At 64.6% G+C, this 16,027-nt stretch carries 15 protein-coding genes; 9 read left to right on the forward strand and 6 right to left on the reverse strand.

Annotation, left to right across the window (positions count from 1 at the left end):
• The first annotated feature begins 20 nt into the window (after positions 1 to 20).
• Entirely contained in the window at positions 21 to 1,298 is a 1,278-nt protein-coding gene (locus O1Y97_RS04160; protein WP_318764144.1) for a serine hydrolase domain-containing protein, read from the forward strand.
• 45 nt (positions 1,299 to 1,343) lie between these two features.
• Here the strand turns inward: O1Y97_RS04160 and O1Y97_RS04165 are convergent, their stop codons facing one another.
• Together O1Y97_RS04165 and O1Y97_RS04170 are read right to left on the reverse strand one after the other, a co-directional pair.
• Positions 1,344 to 2,216 (reverse strand): sigma-70 family RNA polymerase sigma factor, encoded by an 873-nt coding sequence (locus tag O1Y97_RS04165; RefSeq protein WP_318763190.1) that lies wholly within the window; start codon positions 2,214 to 2,216, stop codon positions 1,344 to 1,346.
• A gap of 3 nt (positions 2,217 to 2,219) precedes the next feature.
• Entirely contained in the window at positions 2,220 to 2,357 is a 138-nt protein-coding gene (locus tag O1Y97_RS04170) for a hypothetical protein (protein ID WP_318763191.1), read from the reverse strand.
• Between O1Y97_RS04170 and O1Y97_RS04175 the strand changes: the two genes are divergently transcribed.
• A complete protein-coding gene (locus tag O1Y97_RS04175) occupies positions 2,344 to 2,802 on the forward strand; it encodes a carboxymuconolactone decarboxylase family protein (RefSeq protein WP_318763192.1) in 459 nt (152 codons plus the stop codon). The genes O1Y97_RS04170 and O1Y97_RS04175 overlap by 14 nt on opposite strands.
• Positions 2,803 to 2,862: 60 nt before the next feature.
• Here the strand turns inward: O1Y97_RS04175 and O1Y97_RS04180 are convergent, their stop codons facing one another.
• The gene (locus O1Y97_RS04180; protein ID WP_318763193.1) at positions 2,863 to 3,660 is read right to left on the reverse strand and encodes a DUF2189 domain-containing protein; all 798 of its coding nucleotides are present in this window, start codon (positions 3,658 to 3,660) and stop codon (positions 2,863 to 2,865) included.
• Between the two features lie 504 nt (positions 3,661 to 4,164).
• On the opposite strand from O1Y97_RS04180, the gene O1Y97_RS04185 reads away from it, so the two are divergent.
• Positions 4,165 to 4,374 (forward strand): cold-shock protein, encoded by a 210-nt coding sequence (locus O1Y97_RS04185; protein WP_108609632.1) that lies wholly within the window; start codon positions 4,165 to 4,167, stop codon positions 4,372 to 4,374.
• 104 nt (positions 4,375 to 4,478) lie between these two features.
• Complete coding sequence (locus O1Y97_RS04190) at positions 4,479 to 4,700, forward strand: hypothetical protein (RefSeq protein ID WP_108606220.1); 222 nt, start codon at positions 4,479 to 4,481, stop codon at positions 4,698 to 4,700.
• Positions 4,701 to 4,876: 176 nt separating this feature from the next.
• Here O1Y97_RS04190 and O1Y97_RS04195 read toward each other — a convergent pair whose 3' ends face one another.
• Together O1Y97_RS04195 and O1Y97_RS04200 are read right to left on the reverse strand one after the other, a co-directional pair.
• Complete coding sequence (locus tag O1Y97_RS04195) at positions 4,877 to 6,433, reverse strand: hypothetical protein (protein WP_318763194.1); 1,557 nt, start codon at positions 6,431 to 6,433, stop codon at positions 4,877 to 4,879.
• Positions 6,434 to 7,269: 836 nt separating this feature from the next.
• Entirely contained in the window at positions 7,270 to 8,439 is a 1,170-nt protein-coding gene (locus O1Y97_RS04200; protein ID WP_318763195.1) for an NAD(P)/FAD-dependent oxidoreductase, read from the reverse strand.
• A 97-nt stretch (positions 8,440 to 8,536) separates the two neighbouring features.
• On the opposite strand from O1Y97_RS04200, the gene O1Y97_RS04205 reads away from it, so the two are divergent.
• Together O1Y97_RS04205 and O1Y97_RS04210 are read left to right on the forward strand one after the other, a co-directional pair.
• Positions 8,537 to 9,436: an HpcH/HpaI aldolase/citrate lyase family protein gene (locus O1Y97_RS04205; RefSeq protein ID WP_183263384.1), complete on the forward strand. Its 900-nt coding sequence runs from the start codon at positions 8,537 to 8,539 to the stop codon at positions 9,434 to 9,436.
• Positions 9,433 to 9,639 (forward strand): DUF1737 domain-containing protein, encoded by a 207-nt coding sequence (locus tag O1Y97_RS04210; RefSeq protein ID WP_108606223.1) that lies wholly within the window; start codon positions 9,433 to 9,435, stop codon positions 9,637 to 9,639. Before O1Y97_RS04205 ends, O1Y97_RS04210 begins: the two co-directional genes overlap by 4 nt.
• Positions 9,640 to 9,660: 21 nt before the next feature.
• On the opposite strand, the gene O1Y97_RS04215 is transcribed toward O1Y97_RS04210, so the two are convergent.
• Positions 9,661 to 10,083: a metallopeptidase family protein gene (locus O1Y97_RS04215; RefSeq protein WP_108606224.1), complete on the reverse strand. Its 423-nt coding sequence runs from the start codon at positions 10,081 to 10,083 to the stop codon at positions 9,661 to 9,663.
• Between the two features lie 193 nt (positions 10,084 to 10,276).
• Here O1Y97_RS04215 and O1Y97_RS04220 point away from each other — a divergent pair, with 193 nt between their 5' ends.
• From O1Y97_RS04220 to O1Y97_RS04230, 3 genes are read left to right on the forward strand one after another with little or no spacing between them, the layout of a single operon-like run.
• The gene (locus O1Y97_RS04220; protein ID WP_318763196.1) at positions 10,277 to 11,269 is read left to right on the forward strand and encodes an ImuA family protein; all 993 of its coding nucleotides are present in this window, start codon (positions 10,277 to 10,279) and stop codon (positions 11,267 to 11,269) included.
• Positions 11,211 to 12,680 carry a DUF6504 family protein gene (locus tag O1Y97_RS04225; RefSeq protein WP_318763197.1) on the forward strand — a complete coding sequence of 490 codons (1,470 nt, stop codon included), beginning with the start codon at positions 11,211 to 11,213 and terminating at the stop codon, positions 12,678 to 12,680. The genes O1Y97_RS04220 and O1Y97_RS04225 overlap by 59 nt, the downstream gene beginning before the upstream one ends.
• Positions 12,677 to 16,024, forward strand: a complete 3,348-nt coding sequence (locus O1Y97_RS04230) for an error-prone DNA polymerase (protein ID WP_318763198.1) — start codon at positions 12,677 to 12,679, stop codon at positions 16,022 to 16,024. Before O1Y97_RS04225 ends, O1Y97_RS04230 begins: the two co-directional genes overlap by 4 nt.
• Positions 16,025 to 16,027: the final 3 nt, after the last annotated feature.

Consider the following 16,027-nt stretch of genomic DNA (forward strand, 5'->3'; position numbering starts at 1 on the left):
GCGCTGCGCTGGTCGCGGCAATGTTTGCCGTGGCAACCCCGTCGATCTCTTGGGCACAGGAGGCAAAAGTGCTGTCAGCCGCAGAGTCCGATCCCGTCAAGCTCGGCTGGATGGTCGGTTCGCCGCCGCCGGCGGACAAGATCATCCGCTTCACCGATCCCGACTATTTCAGCTTTCCCAAGATGCGCTGGACGGTGTGCCATTTCCGCCAGTTGATGCCGACGGTCAATGTCAGCCGCGGCCTCGGCGCGCCGGCGCCGCTCGAACGCGAGCTGGACGAGACCATCGACGCGGTGAAGTTCACCCCGCTCGGCGGCGACGCCGAAATGACGTGGGAGCAGTCGCTGGCCGCCAACTACACCGACGGCATCGTCGTCATGCATGACGGCAAGATCGTCTACGAGCGCTATTTCGGCTGCCTCGACGATGCCGGCCAGCACGGCGCCATGTCGGTCACCAAGTCGCTCACCGGCCTGATGGGCGAGATGCTGGTGGCCGAAGGCAAGCTCGACGAAAACGCCAAGGTGGCATCAGTCGTGCCCGAACTCGCCAAGAGCGCCTTTGGCGACGCAACCGTCAGGCAGGTGCTCGAGATGACCACCGGCCTGCGCTACAGCGAGGATTATGCCGATCCCAACGCCGACGTCTGGGTCTATTCGGCTGCCGGCAGCCCGCTGCCCAAGCCGGAAGGCTACACTGGCCCGCGCAGCTATTTCGAATACCTGCAGACGGTGCGCAAGGAAGGCGAGCACGGCACGGCCTTCGGCTACAAGACCATCAACACCGACGCGCTCGGCTGGATCATTGCGCGCATCACCGGCCAGTCGGTCGCCCAGTTCATGTCGGAGCGGATCTGGAGCAAAATGGGCGCCGAGCAGGACGCCTACTACACCGTCGATTCCACCGGCACGTCCTTTGCCGGCGGCGGCTTCAACGCCGGCCTGCGCGACATGGCGCGGCTCGGCAAGATCCTGCTCGACAACGGCGCTTTCAACGGCCAGCAACTGGTGCCGTCAGCGGCGATCGCCCGCATCCGTGCCGGCGGCGACAAGGCGGCGTTCGAAAAAGCCGGCTATGCACTGCTCAAGGGCTGGAGCTATCGCGGCATGTGGTGGATCACCAACAACGACCACGGCGCCTATATGGCGCGTGGCGTGCACGGCCAGGCGCTCTACATCGATCCCAAGGCGCGCGTCGTCATCGCCCGTTTCTCGTCGCACCCCACCGCCGGCAATGCCGCCAACGACCCGACCTCGCTGCCGGCCTATGAAGCGGTGGCCAAGCATCTGATGAAGTGAGTCCCGTGGGAGGTCGGCGCTCTGTCGCCGACCTCCCACGATCGACTAAGCCAGCAGCGCCACGTCCAGCTGCGCCAGCCGATCCGGATCGGCGATGGCGTCGATGCCAACGATCCTGTCGCCGTCGAGCTTGAGGGCCAGCACGACGCGCAGCTTGCCCATCGGCGCGATCAGCAGGCCGATCGAGCCGTCGACCAGTGCCGGGCGGGCGACCTGGGCGCGGCCCTTGAAGTTCTGCGCCACCGCCTGCGCCCCGCGCAGCTCGGCGGCCGAGCCCAGCCGGGCCGCTGCCGCGTCGGCGCGGAACACCACGTCGGGGTCGAGCACGGCCAGCAGGCCGGCGAAGTCGCCGCCGCGCGATGCCGCAAGGAACGCGTCCACCACCTCTCGCTGCCGCGTCCGGTCGGGTGCGCCGGCCTCGTCGCTGCCCTGCACGCGCCGCCGGGCGCGGCTGGCCAGCTGCCGCGCGGCAACCGGCGTGCGCTCGACGATGGGCGCAATGTCGTCGAAAGACAGGTCGAACATGTCGTGCAGCACGAAGGCGATGCGCTCGGCCGGCGCCAGCCTCTCCAGCACCACCAGCAGCGCCAGCCCGACGGCGTCGGCCATCGCCAGCTCGCGCTCGGGGTCGATGCCGGCAGCATCGTCGGCGACCTCGTCCGGCCCTTCGACGTCCAGCGGATCCTCGCGCCGCGATTTGCGCTGGCGCAGCATGTCCAGGCAGACGCGGGCCACGACAGTGGTCAGCCAGCCGCCGAGATTGTCGATGTCGCCGGCGCCGGTCCGCACCAGCCTCAGCCAGGTCTCCTGCACGGCGTCCTCGGCCTCGCTGGCCGAGCCCAGCATGCGGTAGGCCACGGCGCGCAAATGCCCACGATTGGCGGCAAATCGCTCGCTCAGAAAATTTTCGTCGTTCATCTGTCACGTCTCCTCTTCGGCATACGTCATGGCGATGACGAACGAAACCTGGCCGATGTGACAGAGACCCGTCACGTGGCCGGCGGCGTCACCATCGACCGCACCCGACCGCGAAAGGAAGCGAAAAATGCGAGCCCGCATGAACAACCCGGCCCTCGTCCTGCCCGAAGCCCTGAAGGCGCTGCAGGCGCTCAACAAGGCGACCGAAATCGACAGCCTGCCCGAGGTGACGCGCATGCTGATCCACCTGCGCGCCAGTCAGATCAACGGCTGCAGCGTCTGCGTCCACATGCACTCGCTCGAACTGAGGAAGGCCGGCCAGAAGGACGAGCGCATCTTCGCCGTCGCCGCCTGGCGCGACACGCCGTGGTTCAGCGAGGCCGAGCGCGCCGCGCTGGCGCTTACCGAGGCGGTCACCCGCGTGAGCGACAAGGCCGACCCGGTGCCCGACGACGTCTGGACCGATGCCGCGCGCCACTATGACGAGAAGACGCTGTCGGCGCTGATCCTCTCGATCGGCCTGATCAATGTCTGGAACCGGCTTAACGCCGCCGTCCGCCAGGTCGCCGGTGCCGCCTGGAACTGAGCTTCGCCGCGCTCTCCCCTCATCCTGAGCCTGTCGAAGGATGGGGGGCCTCGCCGCCCCCTACACCACCGCGCGGCGATAGAGATGCCACGTCGCGTGGCCGAGCACCGGCAGCACCACCAGCAGGCCGAGGAAGAACGGCACGCAGGCGGCCAGCACCGCAAGCGTCACCACCAGGCCCCAGCCCAGCATGACGACGGGGCTCGCCAGTACCGTGCGCACCGAGGTGATCATGGCGGTGACGAAATCGACCTCGCGGTCGAGCAGCATCGGGATCGAGATCACGGTGATGGAAAACAGCACCAGCGCGAGTGCTGCGCCGACGACATGGCCGATGCCGAGGAAGATCCAGCCCTCGCTGGTGGTCGTCACCACGTCGACGAAGCGGTCGAGCGTGGCGAACGACATGCGGCCGAGGATCAGCGCGATCAGCAGACGGATCTGGTACATCCAGATCCAGAACACGAACAGCATGACGAAGGCCATCCACGACACCTCGCGGCGGCGCTGGGCCCAGATCACCCTGAGCACCTCGCCGAGGGTGGGCGCCTGGCCGGCCTCCAGCCGGCGGCTGACCTCGTAGAGGCCGACGGCGGCAAACGGCCCGACCAGCGGGAAGCCAATGGCGAAGGGATAGATCAGCCAGGGTTCGTGCAGCACCAGCAGCGACACCGTGATCGCCATGCCGATGACCATGAACACGGCCCCGATCATCAGCCCGACCGCCGGGCAGCGGGCAAAGTCGGCCGCTCCTTCCGCCAGGCTCTGCCTGATGTCGGCGACCGTCAACGCCCGCACCTCCGGCAGCGCGCCCGGGCGCTTGCCCTGCGGCTGCGCCGTTCCCTTCACGTCTGCCATAGCTTCCTCCCTCGCTGGCGCCGTCTGCCTACCCCTATACGTCACGGTGCGCAGGACATTGATCAGGATCAAGGGAAGTTGCCGTAGTGGCAAGGCAAACGCCGGACAAGAAAAAAGCGGGCAATGCCCGCTTCCCTCTGGCTCCTGAGACCTGTCATGCTGCCGGTACATCCGTGGTCGGCATGCCGTCAATCAGGGCAAATGCAGCGGCTCGCGGCAAAACCCGGTCATCGTATCCCGATGCGCGTTTCGCTCCCGGCAAGCTCGCCGATGAAGCCTATGTGGGGTGCCGGGTTCGCGATTGCAAGGCCGTCGTGCCGCCCTTTTTCGGGCCAGCCTTGCTATTGTCGTATTGAGCACTATATTGGACCAATCGATCTTGCTGTAGAACTTTGTTCCGCGCGCCTGGCGCCTCTACGATCTTCCCCCTCAAAATCGATCGGAAAACATCGCCCTGCATTCTGCTCGGCGAATACTTCACTATGTCGATTGAAAGGTTTCGTCATGGCTACTGGTACCGTTAAATTCTTCAATGCCACCAAAGGTTTCGGCTTCATTGCACCCGACACCGGCGAGCAGGACGTGTTCGTCCACATCTCGGCCGTCGAGCGTGCCGGCATGCGCACCATCGTCGAGGGTCAGAAGCTGAACTTCGACGTCGTGCGCGACAACCGCAGCGGCAAGAACGCAGCCGAGAATCTTCAGGCTGCCTAACGCATTGCTTCCGGCCGCTGACCACGGATGAACTGGCATCGGCCGTCGAGGCAATCAGGAGAAGGTCGGGAGTTCCCGGCCTTTTTCGTTTCAGGAGAAACCGCATGGCGAGTTCCATCACCAAGGACAATTTGTTTGTCCCCTCGCAGAACAAGGCCGAAGCAAAGGGCGACATGACCACCCGGGTGGCGCATTCGATCCTCCATGCCGAGGTCATCGCACGCGAGGCCAAGACCGCGCGGCTTCGGGCGGCACGGCTTGCCATCGAGGCAACCCAGGAGCCAGCCCCGGCCAAGCCGGCGCGCCGCAAGAAGCCAGCGGCGTAGCCACCCGCTTCACCCGGGACCATCTTCCGGGCGGGACAGGTGATCATCCGGCGGACAACGAGTCCTGCCGGCGCAGCGCCTTTCGCCTGCATTGTTGACGGAAACCACCCGCCGGCCTAGCGTGGCGGTGCTGCTGTAGGGCGCGTCGGCTGACCAGCCGGAGGGGTATTGCCCGCCTATTCGGGACTTGCGCGCGAGCCGACCCATCCTCCACCAAGAACCTGGCGGACAAAACGTACCTTTTGCGGGCCCTCCATGCGCCCTCCAGGGAAGCGAGTCGACAGTGCAAAGCTGTCCATCGGAGGCTCGCCCGTGCGGAAGTAGACGAGCTGCGAATACTGATCGAAATCGCAGACATATTGTTGGCCTGGCTTCTCTGCCCGGCAGCCAGACTTGACAATTTTTTTCAGTCTGGCTTCCAATTCTCCCAACTGACATCTGGGCAGGTCGGTCACATCATGCTGCCCCGGAGCGCATCGCATTGCTGCTAACGGTGCATTGAAGCGTTCTACGAGGGTGAACATATAGGCTGCCATGTCACTGGCACTCGGTTCGGAGCGATCCTCTTCACTTGCGATGCTCTCGACCACAACCTCAGCCAATGCGGCCAGTTTCCGCCCTTCCGCCGCGATCGCGGCAAGCGGATATGACGAACTTGCCTGACCAAGGACATTGTAAATGACGTTCTCGGTCGCTGTGCGGGGGTCAGATTGTTGTCGCGCTACCGCCAGCGCTTCGCGAAATGCAATTGCTATGGCCGGATTCAATTCAAGTTCTGCAATCCGTTTCAACATGGGAGACAGCAGGTTTTCTTGGTCTAGAGTTCCAAACGCCTGTTCGAGAGAATGTCGATAGTCTTCCATCGGAGCAATTGCCGCGCGGGCCTCTGCCAGACCTTCCAAGGTGGTGGGCAGGTTTGCTGCCAAAGCCGCAATCTCCGTCAACTTGGGCCGGAGTACTTCAGCTACCTGTTTTTGGCAGGCTTTGTAGACCCGAAGCTTGGTCTTGTCGGGCCATTCTGACGTCTGTGCCTGTCGGAAAATAAAGAGAGCCCTTCCTATGCCCTGAGGAAACTCCTTCGGGCCAGATGCAAGTTCTTGCAGGAGAGCATCGGCTCGGACATCGGCCCGCGCTTCCCTAACCTCCGCCAGCAGCGTCTCCCTGGTCGCTTGATCGACTTTGCTGAATCCAACTTCGCGTTCGAGTTGGTTCCACCAGCGCGGCTTGTCCACACGCTTCCTGACGTATTCTTGGACTCGATCGCGGACAGCCTTTATCCACTGGGGACCTTTTCGGTCGAACATTTCTGCTAGAGGGGGCGGCGGTGGCTCTTCGGGCGGTGGCTGCAAAAAAGCAGTAAAGGATCCGCCTTTGCAATCGAGGAGCGTCCCCTGGATCATGGGACGGCTACCGAAACGAGCGACCTGTCCCTGCAGTCCGACGGCTCGGAAGCCGGTGGGTTGCATGATCCATGGTCCGGGATCCAACTGAAACGCGCCTGTCGACGTGGTCGTGCCGACGACATGGTATTTTGCCTTGTGCCACCCGGACCGGAACTCGAAAACGCCCTTCAGCTTCCCATTCCTGGCCTCGGTGATGGATAGCGTCAACGGGAGGTTCTTATCTGGACCGCAGGTAAGGCCTCCAGTCCAGCGACCCAGCAGTTCTTCGTTTGCCAGGACCGCACTACTCGAACAGACCAAGAGTAATAAAACGCCGAGCCACCGGTTCATTGGGCCCCCCAACTACCTAGCGGCACGTTACGCTGACACGACTTCGGCGAACAGATAGCCTTTTTGACCTATTGCGGGGTGCCCTCTGACGTTGTGCTACATTGATCTTGATGGATTTCGGCACGGGCTGGCGGGCTGACAAAGCCTGTGCGCACCGGGGATCCGGTGAGGGTGGACGGTGTCTTGGCTGGCGGCACTGACGGTGGCGTTGCCGGGTGTTGAGCTCCCAAGCCGAGGCCTTGCCAGCCGTGGCGCGAAAATGCGACCGACGGCACGAGGGTGGGGCAAGAGCACGGGCGGACGCATGGTGGCGGGCCGCAATCAGACTACTGAAGAAGGCGCGCCTCATGCGTCGGCTTCCCTTGGAAAATCCGGCTGGTGCGCCAGGCCGGCGGAATTTTCGTGCGCGCTCCCCACCTTGAGCCAGTCGAAGGGTGGGCTTGTCCAAGGGCGAGGGCGAAGAAGGGCAGTGCTTGCACTGACATGGGCTTCATTCCCGTCGCGGCATGGGTCCCCGGGATCTCCGCACTCGCTGCGCTCGCACGACCCGAGGATGACGAATGCCTTGGATGCCTTGGAATTCTCGCCAATTGCCAGCGTTGGCGATTGGCGACGACGCCCCCTTTCCTCGTCATCCTCGTGCCCGAAGCGGCGAAGCCGCGCAGGGTTACGGGGATCCATGCCGGGACAGGGGCGAAGCCCATTTCGGTGCAGGATATCCAGAGAGGCAATGCGGGTCCCTTGCCCAGGGGCGAGGGCGAATGGAGCGCCCTCATCCTTCGACAGGCTCAGGATGAGGGCGAAAAGACTCGGGATGAGGGCAGGTGCCGGAAACCCTAGATCACGTTCAGCTCGCGGAACGGCCGGCCCTCGGCGATGCGCTGGTAGCCGAAGGCCGAGCAGTCGATCGAGCGGTAGCCGCCATGGACGATGAGCTCGGCCAGCGCCTTGCCGACTGCGGGCGCCTGTTGCAGGCCGTGGCCGGAAAAGCCGTTGGCGAAGATGAAGTTTGCGACTTCCGGGTGCGGGCCGATGACGGCGTTCTGGTCGAGCGCGTTGTAGTCGTAGTGCCCGACCCAGGCCTGCGTCGCCTTGATCGCCTCGAAGGCCGGCACGCGCGTCGCCAGCACAGGCCAGATCACGTCTTCGAACAGGCCCCAGTCGGGGTTGAAGTCTTGCGGGTCGGCGGCCTGTTCGCCGTCCTCGCTCTCGGCCCCGCCGGTGATGTAGACCGAACCCTCGGGGCGAACATAGACGCCGCTGGGGTCGACCATCAGTGGCATGTCGGCGAACCTGTCGCGCGCCTCGAAGACGAAGACGTTGCGCTTGCGCGGCTCGACCGGCAGCGCGATGCCGGCCATGGCGGAGACGTTGCCGGCGTTGGGGCCTGCGGCATTGACGATGGTGCCGGCCTCCAGGCGCTCGCCATTGGCAAGGGTGACGGCTGTGACGCGGTTGCGCTCCCGCTCGATGCCGGTCACCTCGGCGGTGATCAGGTCGATGTCTCTGGTCTTCAGCGCCTTGCGGAACAGGCCGAGCATGGCATGCGCGTCGAACCAGCCTTCGCCGGTGCGGCCATAGGCGCCGGCGGAAATGCCCTCGGTCGAGATCCAGGCAAAACGCTTGGCCAGCTGTTCGGCGTCCTCGAGCACGATGTCGGCGCCCTCGGCCATCTGCGCCTGGTGGTTCGCCTTGAGGATCGGCAGGCCGTTCTCGCCGGCGAGGATCAGGTAGCCGCCCTCGCGGAAGCCGATGTCGGCGTCGGCGCCGAACTCGTCCTTCAGCCGCCGGAACAGGCCGAGCGTGAATTGCGACAGGCGGATGTTCTCGGGGATCGAGAATTGCTGGCGGATCGAGGCGCAGGACAGCGTCGTTGCCGAATGGGCGAATTGCGGGTCGCGCTCGATCAGCGCGATCGAGCCGGTAAAACCCTCGTCGCGCAGATAATAGGCGACCGAGCTGCCGACGATCGCGCCGCCGATGATGACCACGTCGTAGCGTGCCATGAAGTGTTCCCGTCCTGTTATGATGGAGGACAAAAGCAGTTACCGCATTGCCCGGCAAGCCCTTGCAAGGGCCAGCATTGCCGGGCAAGAAGACCAGATGTCACATTCTGTCTCCCGCCCGCGCCGTTCGGCGCTTTTCGTGCCCGCCACCAACGAGAAGGCCATCGCCAAGCTGCCGCAGCTTGCCTGCGATACCGTCATCTTCGACCTGGAGGATGCCGTGCTGCCCGAGCAAAAGGCCGCGGCGCGCGACAGGCTGGCCAAATTCTTCGCCGAAAGGCCGGCCGGCGCGCGCGAATATGTCGTGCGCATCAATTCGCTGAAAAGTGCGTGGGGTGCTGACGATCTTGCGGCGGCGAGCGGCTGGGCCACCGACGGGGTGGTGCTGCCCAAGATCGAGACGCCGCGCGACCTGCTGGAAGCCAATGACGTGCTCGACGAGGCCGACGCCCCCGACACGCTGAAACTCTGGGCGATGATCGAGACGCCGCGGGCGCTGGTCAACCTGGCGGCCATCGCCGAGCTCGGCCGCGATCCTTCGGCCCGGCTGTCGTGCCTGATCGCCGGGCTCAACGACCTCGCCAAGGATACCGGGGTGATGATCACGCCCGACCGCCGCTACCTCCAGCCGTGGCTGTTGCAGATGGTGCTTTACGCCCGCGCCGGCGGCGTCGACATGCTCGACAGCGTCTCCAACGATTTCCGCGATCTGGACGCCTTTGCCGATGAGTGCGGCGAGGCCGCGGCCATGGGCTTTTCCGGCAAGACCGTCATCCACCCGGCACAGATCGGCCCGGCCAATGCGGCATTCTCGCCATCGGCCGCAGCACTTGCCGAAGCACGCGCTGTCGTCGGCGCCTTCGCGCTTCCCGAAAATGCCTCGCGCGGTGTAATCTCGCTCGGTGGCAGGATGGTCGAGCGGCTGCACCTGGTGCAGGCCGAGAAGATGCTGGCGAGGGCTGCGATGATCGCCGAGATGACGGGAGACGAAAAATGAAACTCTACCGCTTCCTGACCGGTCCCGACGATGCCACCTTCTGCCACAAGGTCACGGCAGCGGTGAACAAGGGCTGGCACCTGTTCGGCTCGCCGACCTATTCCTTCGACGCCGACAGCAAGACCATGCGCTGCGGCCAGGCCGTGGTGAAGGACGTCGAAGGCGTCGAATACGACCCCGGTATCAAGCTCAGCGATTTCTGATTTTCGGCGCTGGTTCGCCGCCTATTCGGCGGCTTCCTCCAGCCGTTCCATGTCGTCGTCCGACAGGCCGAAATGGTGGCCGATCTCGTGGATCAGCACGTGGGTGACGATGTCGCCCAGCGTCTCCTCGTTCTCGGCCCAGTAGTCGAGGATGGCGCGGCGGTAGAGCGTCACGCGGTTGGGGCCTTCGCCGGTCTGCGGGTTCCAGCGCTCGGCGATGCCGCGCCCCTCGAAAAGCCCGAGCAGGTCGAACGGCGTTTCCAGCGACAGGTCGTCCATGATCTCGTCGGTGGGGAATTCCGCCAGCTGGATGACGACCTCGCCGGTCAGCTGGCGAAACTCCTCCGGCAGGTGGGCATAGGATTCGAGCGCCAGGAGCTCCATCTCCTCGATCGAGGGCGAAAGCTGGTCGTGCCAGGCGCGGGTCTTGTAGATGCGGGCCATTATTCTTCCTTTTGAGGGCATATAGCCTTTCACCGCTTCGCTTACGAGGCCTTTGCCGCCCGGGCGATAAATAAGCGGTGAGCGGGTTGCCTCCGGGAGAGGAATAAATTCCCCATGAATCGGCTTGACTCTGATCAGAGCCTCTGGAATCTATAAGAACATAACGGGAACAATTAGCCGGAGGCAGATCGACATGGCGACCAGCGCCGTGGCGCGGGACGTCGTTTTTGCCCTGCGCCAGAAGATAGCGAAGATCGAGGGTACGCTGCCCGAGCTGCTGGTGTCGCCTTCCGACAACCGGCCGCCCGCCGGCGTCCTGGTTCGACGCAACGGCGTTGCCTCGGCGCGCGACTTCTTCCTGCCGACCGGTGTCGAGCGCCTCGACGAGGCCCTGGGCGGCGGGCTGCCCAAAGCCGCGCTGACCGAGATCCATGGCACGGAAACCCGCAATGCGGGGGCGGCTGCGGGCCTGGCGCTATGCCTCGTCAGCCTGATGCTCAAAGCCAGCCAGAAGCCGGGGGCACTGGTGCTGTGGATCGGCACCGCCGAAATCTTCCGCGAGGCCGGGCTTCCTTATGCGGCGGGACTGGATTGGCTTTTTGGCCTCGCGCCGGAACGCCTGCTTTTTGCCGAAGCGCCCAAGCCCGCCGACGCACTGTGGATCGCCGAGGAAGCCGCCCGCATCGGCGAGCTTGCCGCCGTCATCGTCGAACTGCGCGGCAACCCGCGCAGCCTGGATCTCACGGCGACGCGCCGGCTGCACCGCCGGGCGCAGGATGCGGGCCGGCCGGTGCTCCTGCTGCGACAGTCGGCTGAACCGGAGGCCACGGCAGCGCCCGTCAGGCTCATCGCTTCGCCGGCCCCGGCATCGCTTCGCCATACCGTCGCCGGTCCGCTTGCCGGTTCCATCGGCCCGCCCGCCATCTCGGTCGAAATCGGCAAGAGCCGCACGGCGCTTCCCGGCAAATTCATTCTGGAATGGAACCCCGATGCACACACCCTCGAAGAAAGAAGACACAGCCCAGAGGATCGTGTCGCTGTGGTTTCCCCATCTCGCAGCCGAGCGGATCCTCAGGCGGCGGTTGGGACGGTCGTGGCGTTCAGGCCAGCGGCCGAACCAGCCTCTGGTGGTCAGCCATCGGGAGAACAACACCCAGCGCATCGCCGCCCTCGACGAGCAGGCTGAAGCACTGCGGCTGAGGCCGGGAATGGGGATTGCCGAAGCGCGCGCCATGCACCCCTCGATCGACGTCGTCGAGGCCGATCCCGAAGCCGACCGTCGGCTGCTCGAAAGCCTCGCCGACTGGTGCGACCGCTACACGCCACTGGTCGCGCTCGACGGCGAAAACGGCCTGTTCCTCGACATCACCGGCTGCGCCCATCTCTTCGGTGGCGAAAAGGCCCTGCTTGCCGATCTCATGGCCCGTTTCTTCCATCAGGGTTTCGATGTCCGCGCCGGCCTTGCCTCGACGCCAGGCGCTGCCTGGGCGGCAGCGCGTTTCGCCGCCGGCCAGATCATTGCGCCGGGCGGCGAGCGCAATTTTCTTTCCCGCCTGCCGCTGTCGGCGCTCAGGGTCGATGCCAGGACGAAGGCGAGCCTCGAAAGCGTCGGACTGCGCACCGTCGGCGCGATCATGGACGGACCGCGCGCGCCGCTCGTCCGCCGCTTCGGGGCTGAACTCGTCGAGCGTCTCGACCAGACGCTCGGCCGGCTCGAGGAGGCGATCTCGCCGCGCCTGCCGGTAGCCCCGCTTTCGGTCGAGCGGCATCTTGCCGACCCGCTGTCGCTCATCGAGGATGTCGAGCGGCTGGTCGGCCTGCTTGCCGCCACACTCAAGGTCGATCTCGAACGCCGGGAGGAAGGGGCTCGGGCGCTCGAACTCCTGCTGTTCAGGGTCGACGGCATGGTCAGCCGCATCACGGTCGGGGCGTCGCGCCCGATCCGCGAACCCAGCCTGGTCCGCAAGCTGTTCCATGAACGGCTGACCGCGCTTGGCGAGACCATCGATGCCGGCTGCGGCTTTGACCTCGTTCGCCTCTCGGCGCTTTCGACGGCCTGCTTCGATGCGCGGCAAGGCGACCTTGCCGGCGAAATCGAAGACACTGGCGAAGAGCTGGCCATCTTCGCCGATCGCGTGACGGCCAGGCTTGGCGAGGCCGCCATCCTCGAACCTGTTCCTGCCGCAAGCCATCTGCCGGAGCGGGCCGCGGCGGTCGCTTCTTACGCGCAGGAAGAAGACAGGAAGACATTGGCAAAGGTGGGCAAGGCAAAAAGCGGGTCCGCCAGCAGGCCGGCCCGCCTGGAGCGCCCGATCCGCCTGTTTCGCTCGCCAGAGCCGATCGATGTTCCCTTGACCGAGGTGCCGGATGGTCCGCCGCAAAATTTCCGCTGGCGCCGTGCCTTGCACCGCGTCGCGCGTGCCGAGGGACCGGAACGGATCGCGCCCGAATGGTGGCGCGAAGAAACCGATGCGCCGACGCGGGATTATTACCGGGTCGAGGATGCCGATGGCCGCCGCTACTGGCTCTACCGGCAGGGCCTGTACGGTGCGCAGGCTCCAGCCCCACGCTGGTTCCTGCATGGGGTTTTCGCATGAACACGGTCGCCGCCGCCAGCTATGCTGAATTCGGCATCCAGTCGAATTTTTCCTTCCTGCGCGGGGCTTCCGCGCCGGAAGAGCTGGTGATGGCGGCGAAATTCCTGGGGCTTTCGGCCATCGGCCTTGCCGACTGCAACACGGTGGCCGGTGTCGTCCGCGCCTGGAAGATGGCCGAGACGGAAGGGCTTGCCTACCACCCAGGCTGTCGCCTGGTCTTTGCTGATGGCACGCCCGACATGCTTGCTTACCCGCAAGACCGCAAGGGCTGGGGGCATCTGTGCCGCATGCTCACCCAGGCCAATACCCGGGATGAGAGCGAAAAGGGTGCGCCGCTTCTCTATCGGGAGGATCTTTTCGAGTGGGGCGACCTGCTGTCGCTTGCCGTCCTGCCCGACGTCGCGGCCGCCACGGAAGATGACGTCACGTTCCTGCGCAGCCTCAGGGAGCGGTTCGGCAGCTCCTTGTGGCTGGCGGTCGCGCCGAATTTCGGTGGCAACGACCGTTTCAGGATCGAACAGGCCGCGACCATGGCCGCGATGGCAGGCGTGGCGCTGATGGCGACCAATGATGCGCTCTACCATGCACCGGGCCAACGCCCGCTTCAGGACGTGCTGACGGCGATCCGCCTCAGCGTGCCTGTTGCCGAGGCCGGCTTCGAGCTCAAGGCGAACGCCGAACGCCACCTCAAGCCGCCAGCCGATATGGCGAGGCTTTTCCGCAACCATCCGGAGGCCCTGGCCGAGACGCTGCGCTTCGCCGAAAGCCTGCATTTCTCGCTGAAGGAGCTCCAATACAATTATCCCGACGAACCGACGGAATCGGGTCTCGAACCGCAGGCGGAATTGGAAAGACTGACCTGGGAAGGAGCGAAAAAGCGCTATCCGGATGGTATTCCGGAAAAGGTGCAGGGGATCATCCGGCATGAGCTCGGCATTGTCGAGGAACTCAACTACGCCCGCTATTTCCTCACCGTGCACGACATCGTCCAGTTCGCCCGTTCCAGGGATATCCTCTGCCAGGGGCGCGGGTCGGCGGCCAATTCCGTCATCTGCTTCTGCATCGGCATCACCGATGTCGGGCCCGATATCGTCGACGTGCTTTTCGAACGCTTCATCTCCGTGGAACGCGGCGAGCCGCCGGATATCGACGTCGACTTCGAACATGAGCGACGCGACGAGGTCATCGCCTTCATTTATGAGAAATACAGCTCAAAGCGCACCGCGCTCGCGGCTTCCGTCGTCACTTATCGCGGCCGCTCGGCTTTGCGCGAGGTCGCCAAGGCGATGGGCCTGTCGGACGACGTCAGGGGCGCTTTGTCGGGCTCGATCTGGGGTTGGTATTCGTCCGAGCTTGGCGAGAAGGAAACGGCGGCCGGGGGGCTCGACAAGGCCGATCCGGTGACTCGGCATGTGATCGAACATGCCAACGGCATCATGGGTTTTCCGCGCCATCTGTCCCAGCATGTCGGCGGCTTCGTCATCACCCGCGACCGGCTCGACGAGATCGTGCCGATCATCAAGACGGCGATGGACGAGCGCAAGATGGTCGAGTGGGACAAGGACGATCTCGATGCCGTCGGCATATTGAAGGTCGATATCCTGGCGCTCGGCATGCTGACCTGCCTGCGCAAAGCCTTCAATCTGCTTGAGGCGAATTACGACGAACGCGATCCCCATGGCCGTCCGCTTGAGCTGGCGACGCTGCCGGCTGAAGACCAAAGGGTCTACGACATGATCTGCCGGGCCGACACGCTAGGCGTGTTCCAGATCGAGAGCCGGGCGCAGATGTCGATGCTGCCGCGGCTCCAGCCGCGCGAGTTCTATGACTTGGTCATCGAGGTGGCGATCGTGAGGCCCGGTCCGATCCAGGGCGACATGGTGCATCCCTATCTCAGGCGCCGGCAAGGCAAGGAAAAGGTCGAATTCCCAAAGAAGGAACTTGAGGCGATCCTGGGCAAGACCTTGGGCGTGCCGTTGTTCCAGGAGCAGGCAATGAAGATCGCCATCGTCGCCGGCGGCTTCAGCCCCGGCGAGGCCGACAAGCTCAGGCGCGCCATGGCCACTTTCAAACGCACCGGCACTATCGGCAATCATCGCGACAAGATGATCGAGGGCATGGTTACGCGTGGGTATGAGCGCGACTTCGCCGAACGCTGCTTCAAGCAGATCGAGGGCTTTGGCGAATACGGCTTTCCCGAAAGCCATGCCGCGTCTTTCGCGTTGCTCGTCTATGCCTCCTGCTGGTTCAAGGCCTTTTATCCCGACGTCTTCTGTGCGGCGATCCTCAACTCGCAGCCGATGGGCTTTTACCGTCCGGCGCAATTGGTGCGCGATGCGCAGGACCATGGCGTCGAAATCAGGCAGGTCGACATCAATCATTCCGTTTGGGATTGCAGGCTCGAGCGCTCGGGCTTCGACCCGAAACGCATCCAGCGGCGCCACGCCGAGATGCGCGACGTCATCAGGACCAGCCACGCCGTCCGGCTCGGCTTTCGCCAGATCAAGGGGCTTGGCGACAAGAAGATGAACGCCTTCGTCGAACGGCGCGGCAAGGGCTATGCCTCGGTGCGCGATGTCTGGCTGCGTTCGGGGCTCGATGTCGGCGAGGTCGAGTTGCTCGCCCAGGCCGATGCCTTCCGCTCCATCGGTCTCGACCGGCGCGAGGCGCTATGGGCGGTGCGGGCGCTCGATGGCAAGAGCGCCGCCGAAATGCTGCCTTTGTTCGACCAGCCGGAAGTTCATTTGCCCGATAACGAGCCGCAGATGTATCTGCCCGCCATGCCGCTCGGCGAGCATGTCATCCACGACTACCGCTCGCTCGGTCTTTCGCTGAAGGCGCATCCGGTCGCCTTTCTCAGGCATCACCTCGACCGTGCCGGCATCACGCCGAATGCCCGGCTCGGCGACGTGCCCGACGGGCGGCGCGTGTCCGTTGCCGGACTGATTCTGGTCCGCCAGCGACCGGGCAAGGGCAATGCCATCTTCCTCACGCTGGAGGACGAGCATTCGATCGCCAATGTCATTGTCTGGGCGCGGGTCTTCAACCGTTTCCGGCCCGTCATCATGGGATCGAAATTCATCCGCGTCAGCGGCAAGCTGCAGACGGAGTCGGGCGTCATCCATATCGTTGCCGACAAGATGGAGGACCTGACGCACTGGCTGGCGGCGATGTCGGAGGAACTCCAGGCATCGGCCGACGACAAGGCTGCGCTCCCCTCTGTGACGGGGCCCAGGCAAAGCGCTGCCGAGAAGGCGGCAAAGGACCCGCGTGTCGTGCAAAGCTACGACCGGCTTGTCCGCACGGCTAGCAGCGTGATGCCCAAGGGGCGTAATTTTCAATGAAGG

Origin of the sequence: Aminobacter niigataensis (assembly GCF_946995915.1) — a bacterium.
GTDB classification, from domain to species: Bacteria; Pseudomonadota; Alphaproteobacteria; order Rhizobiales; family Rhizobiaceae; genus Aminobacter; species Aminobacter niigataensis.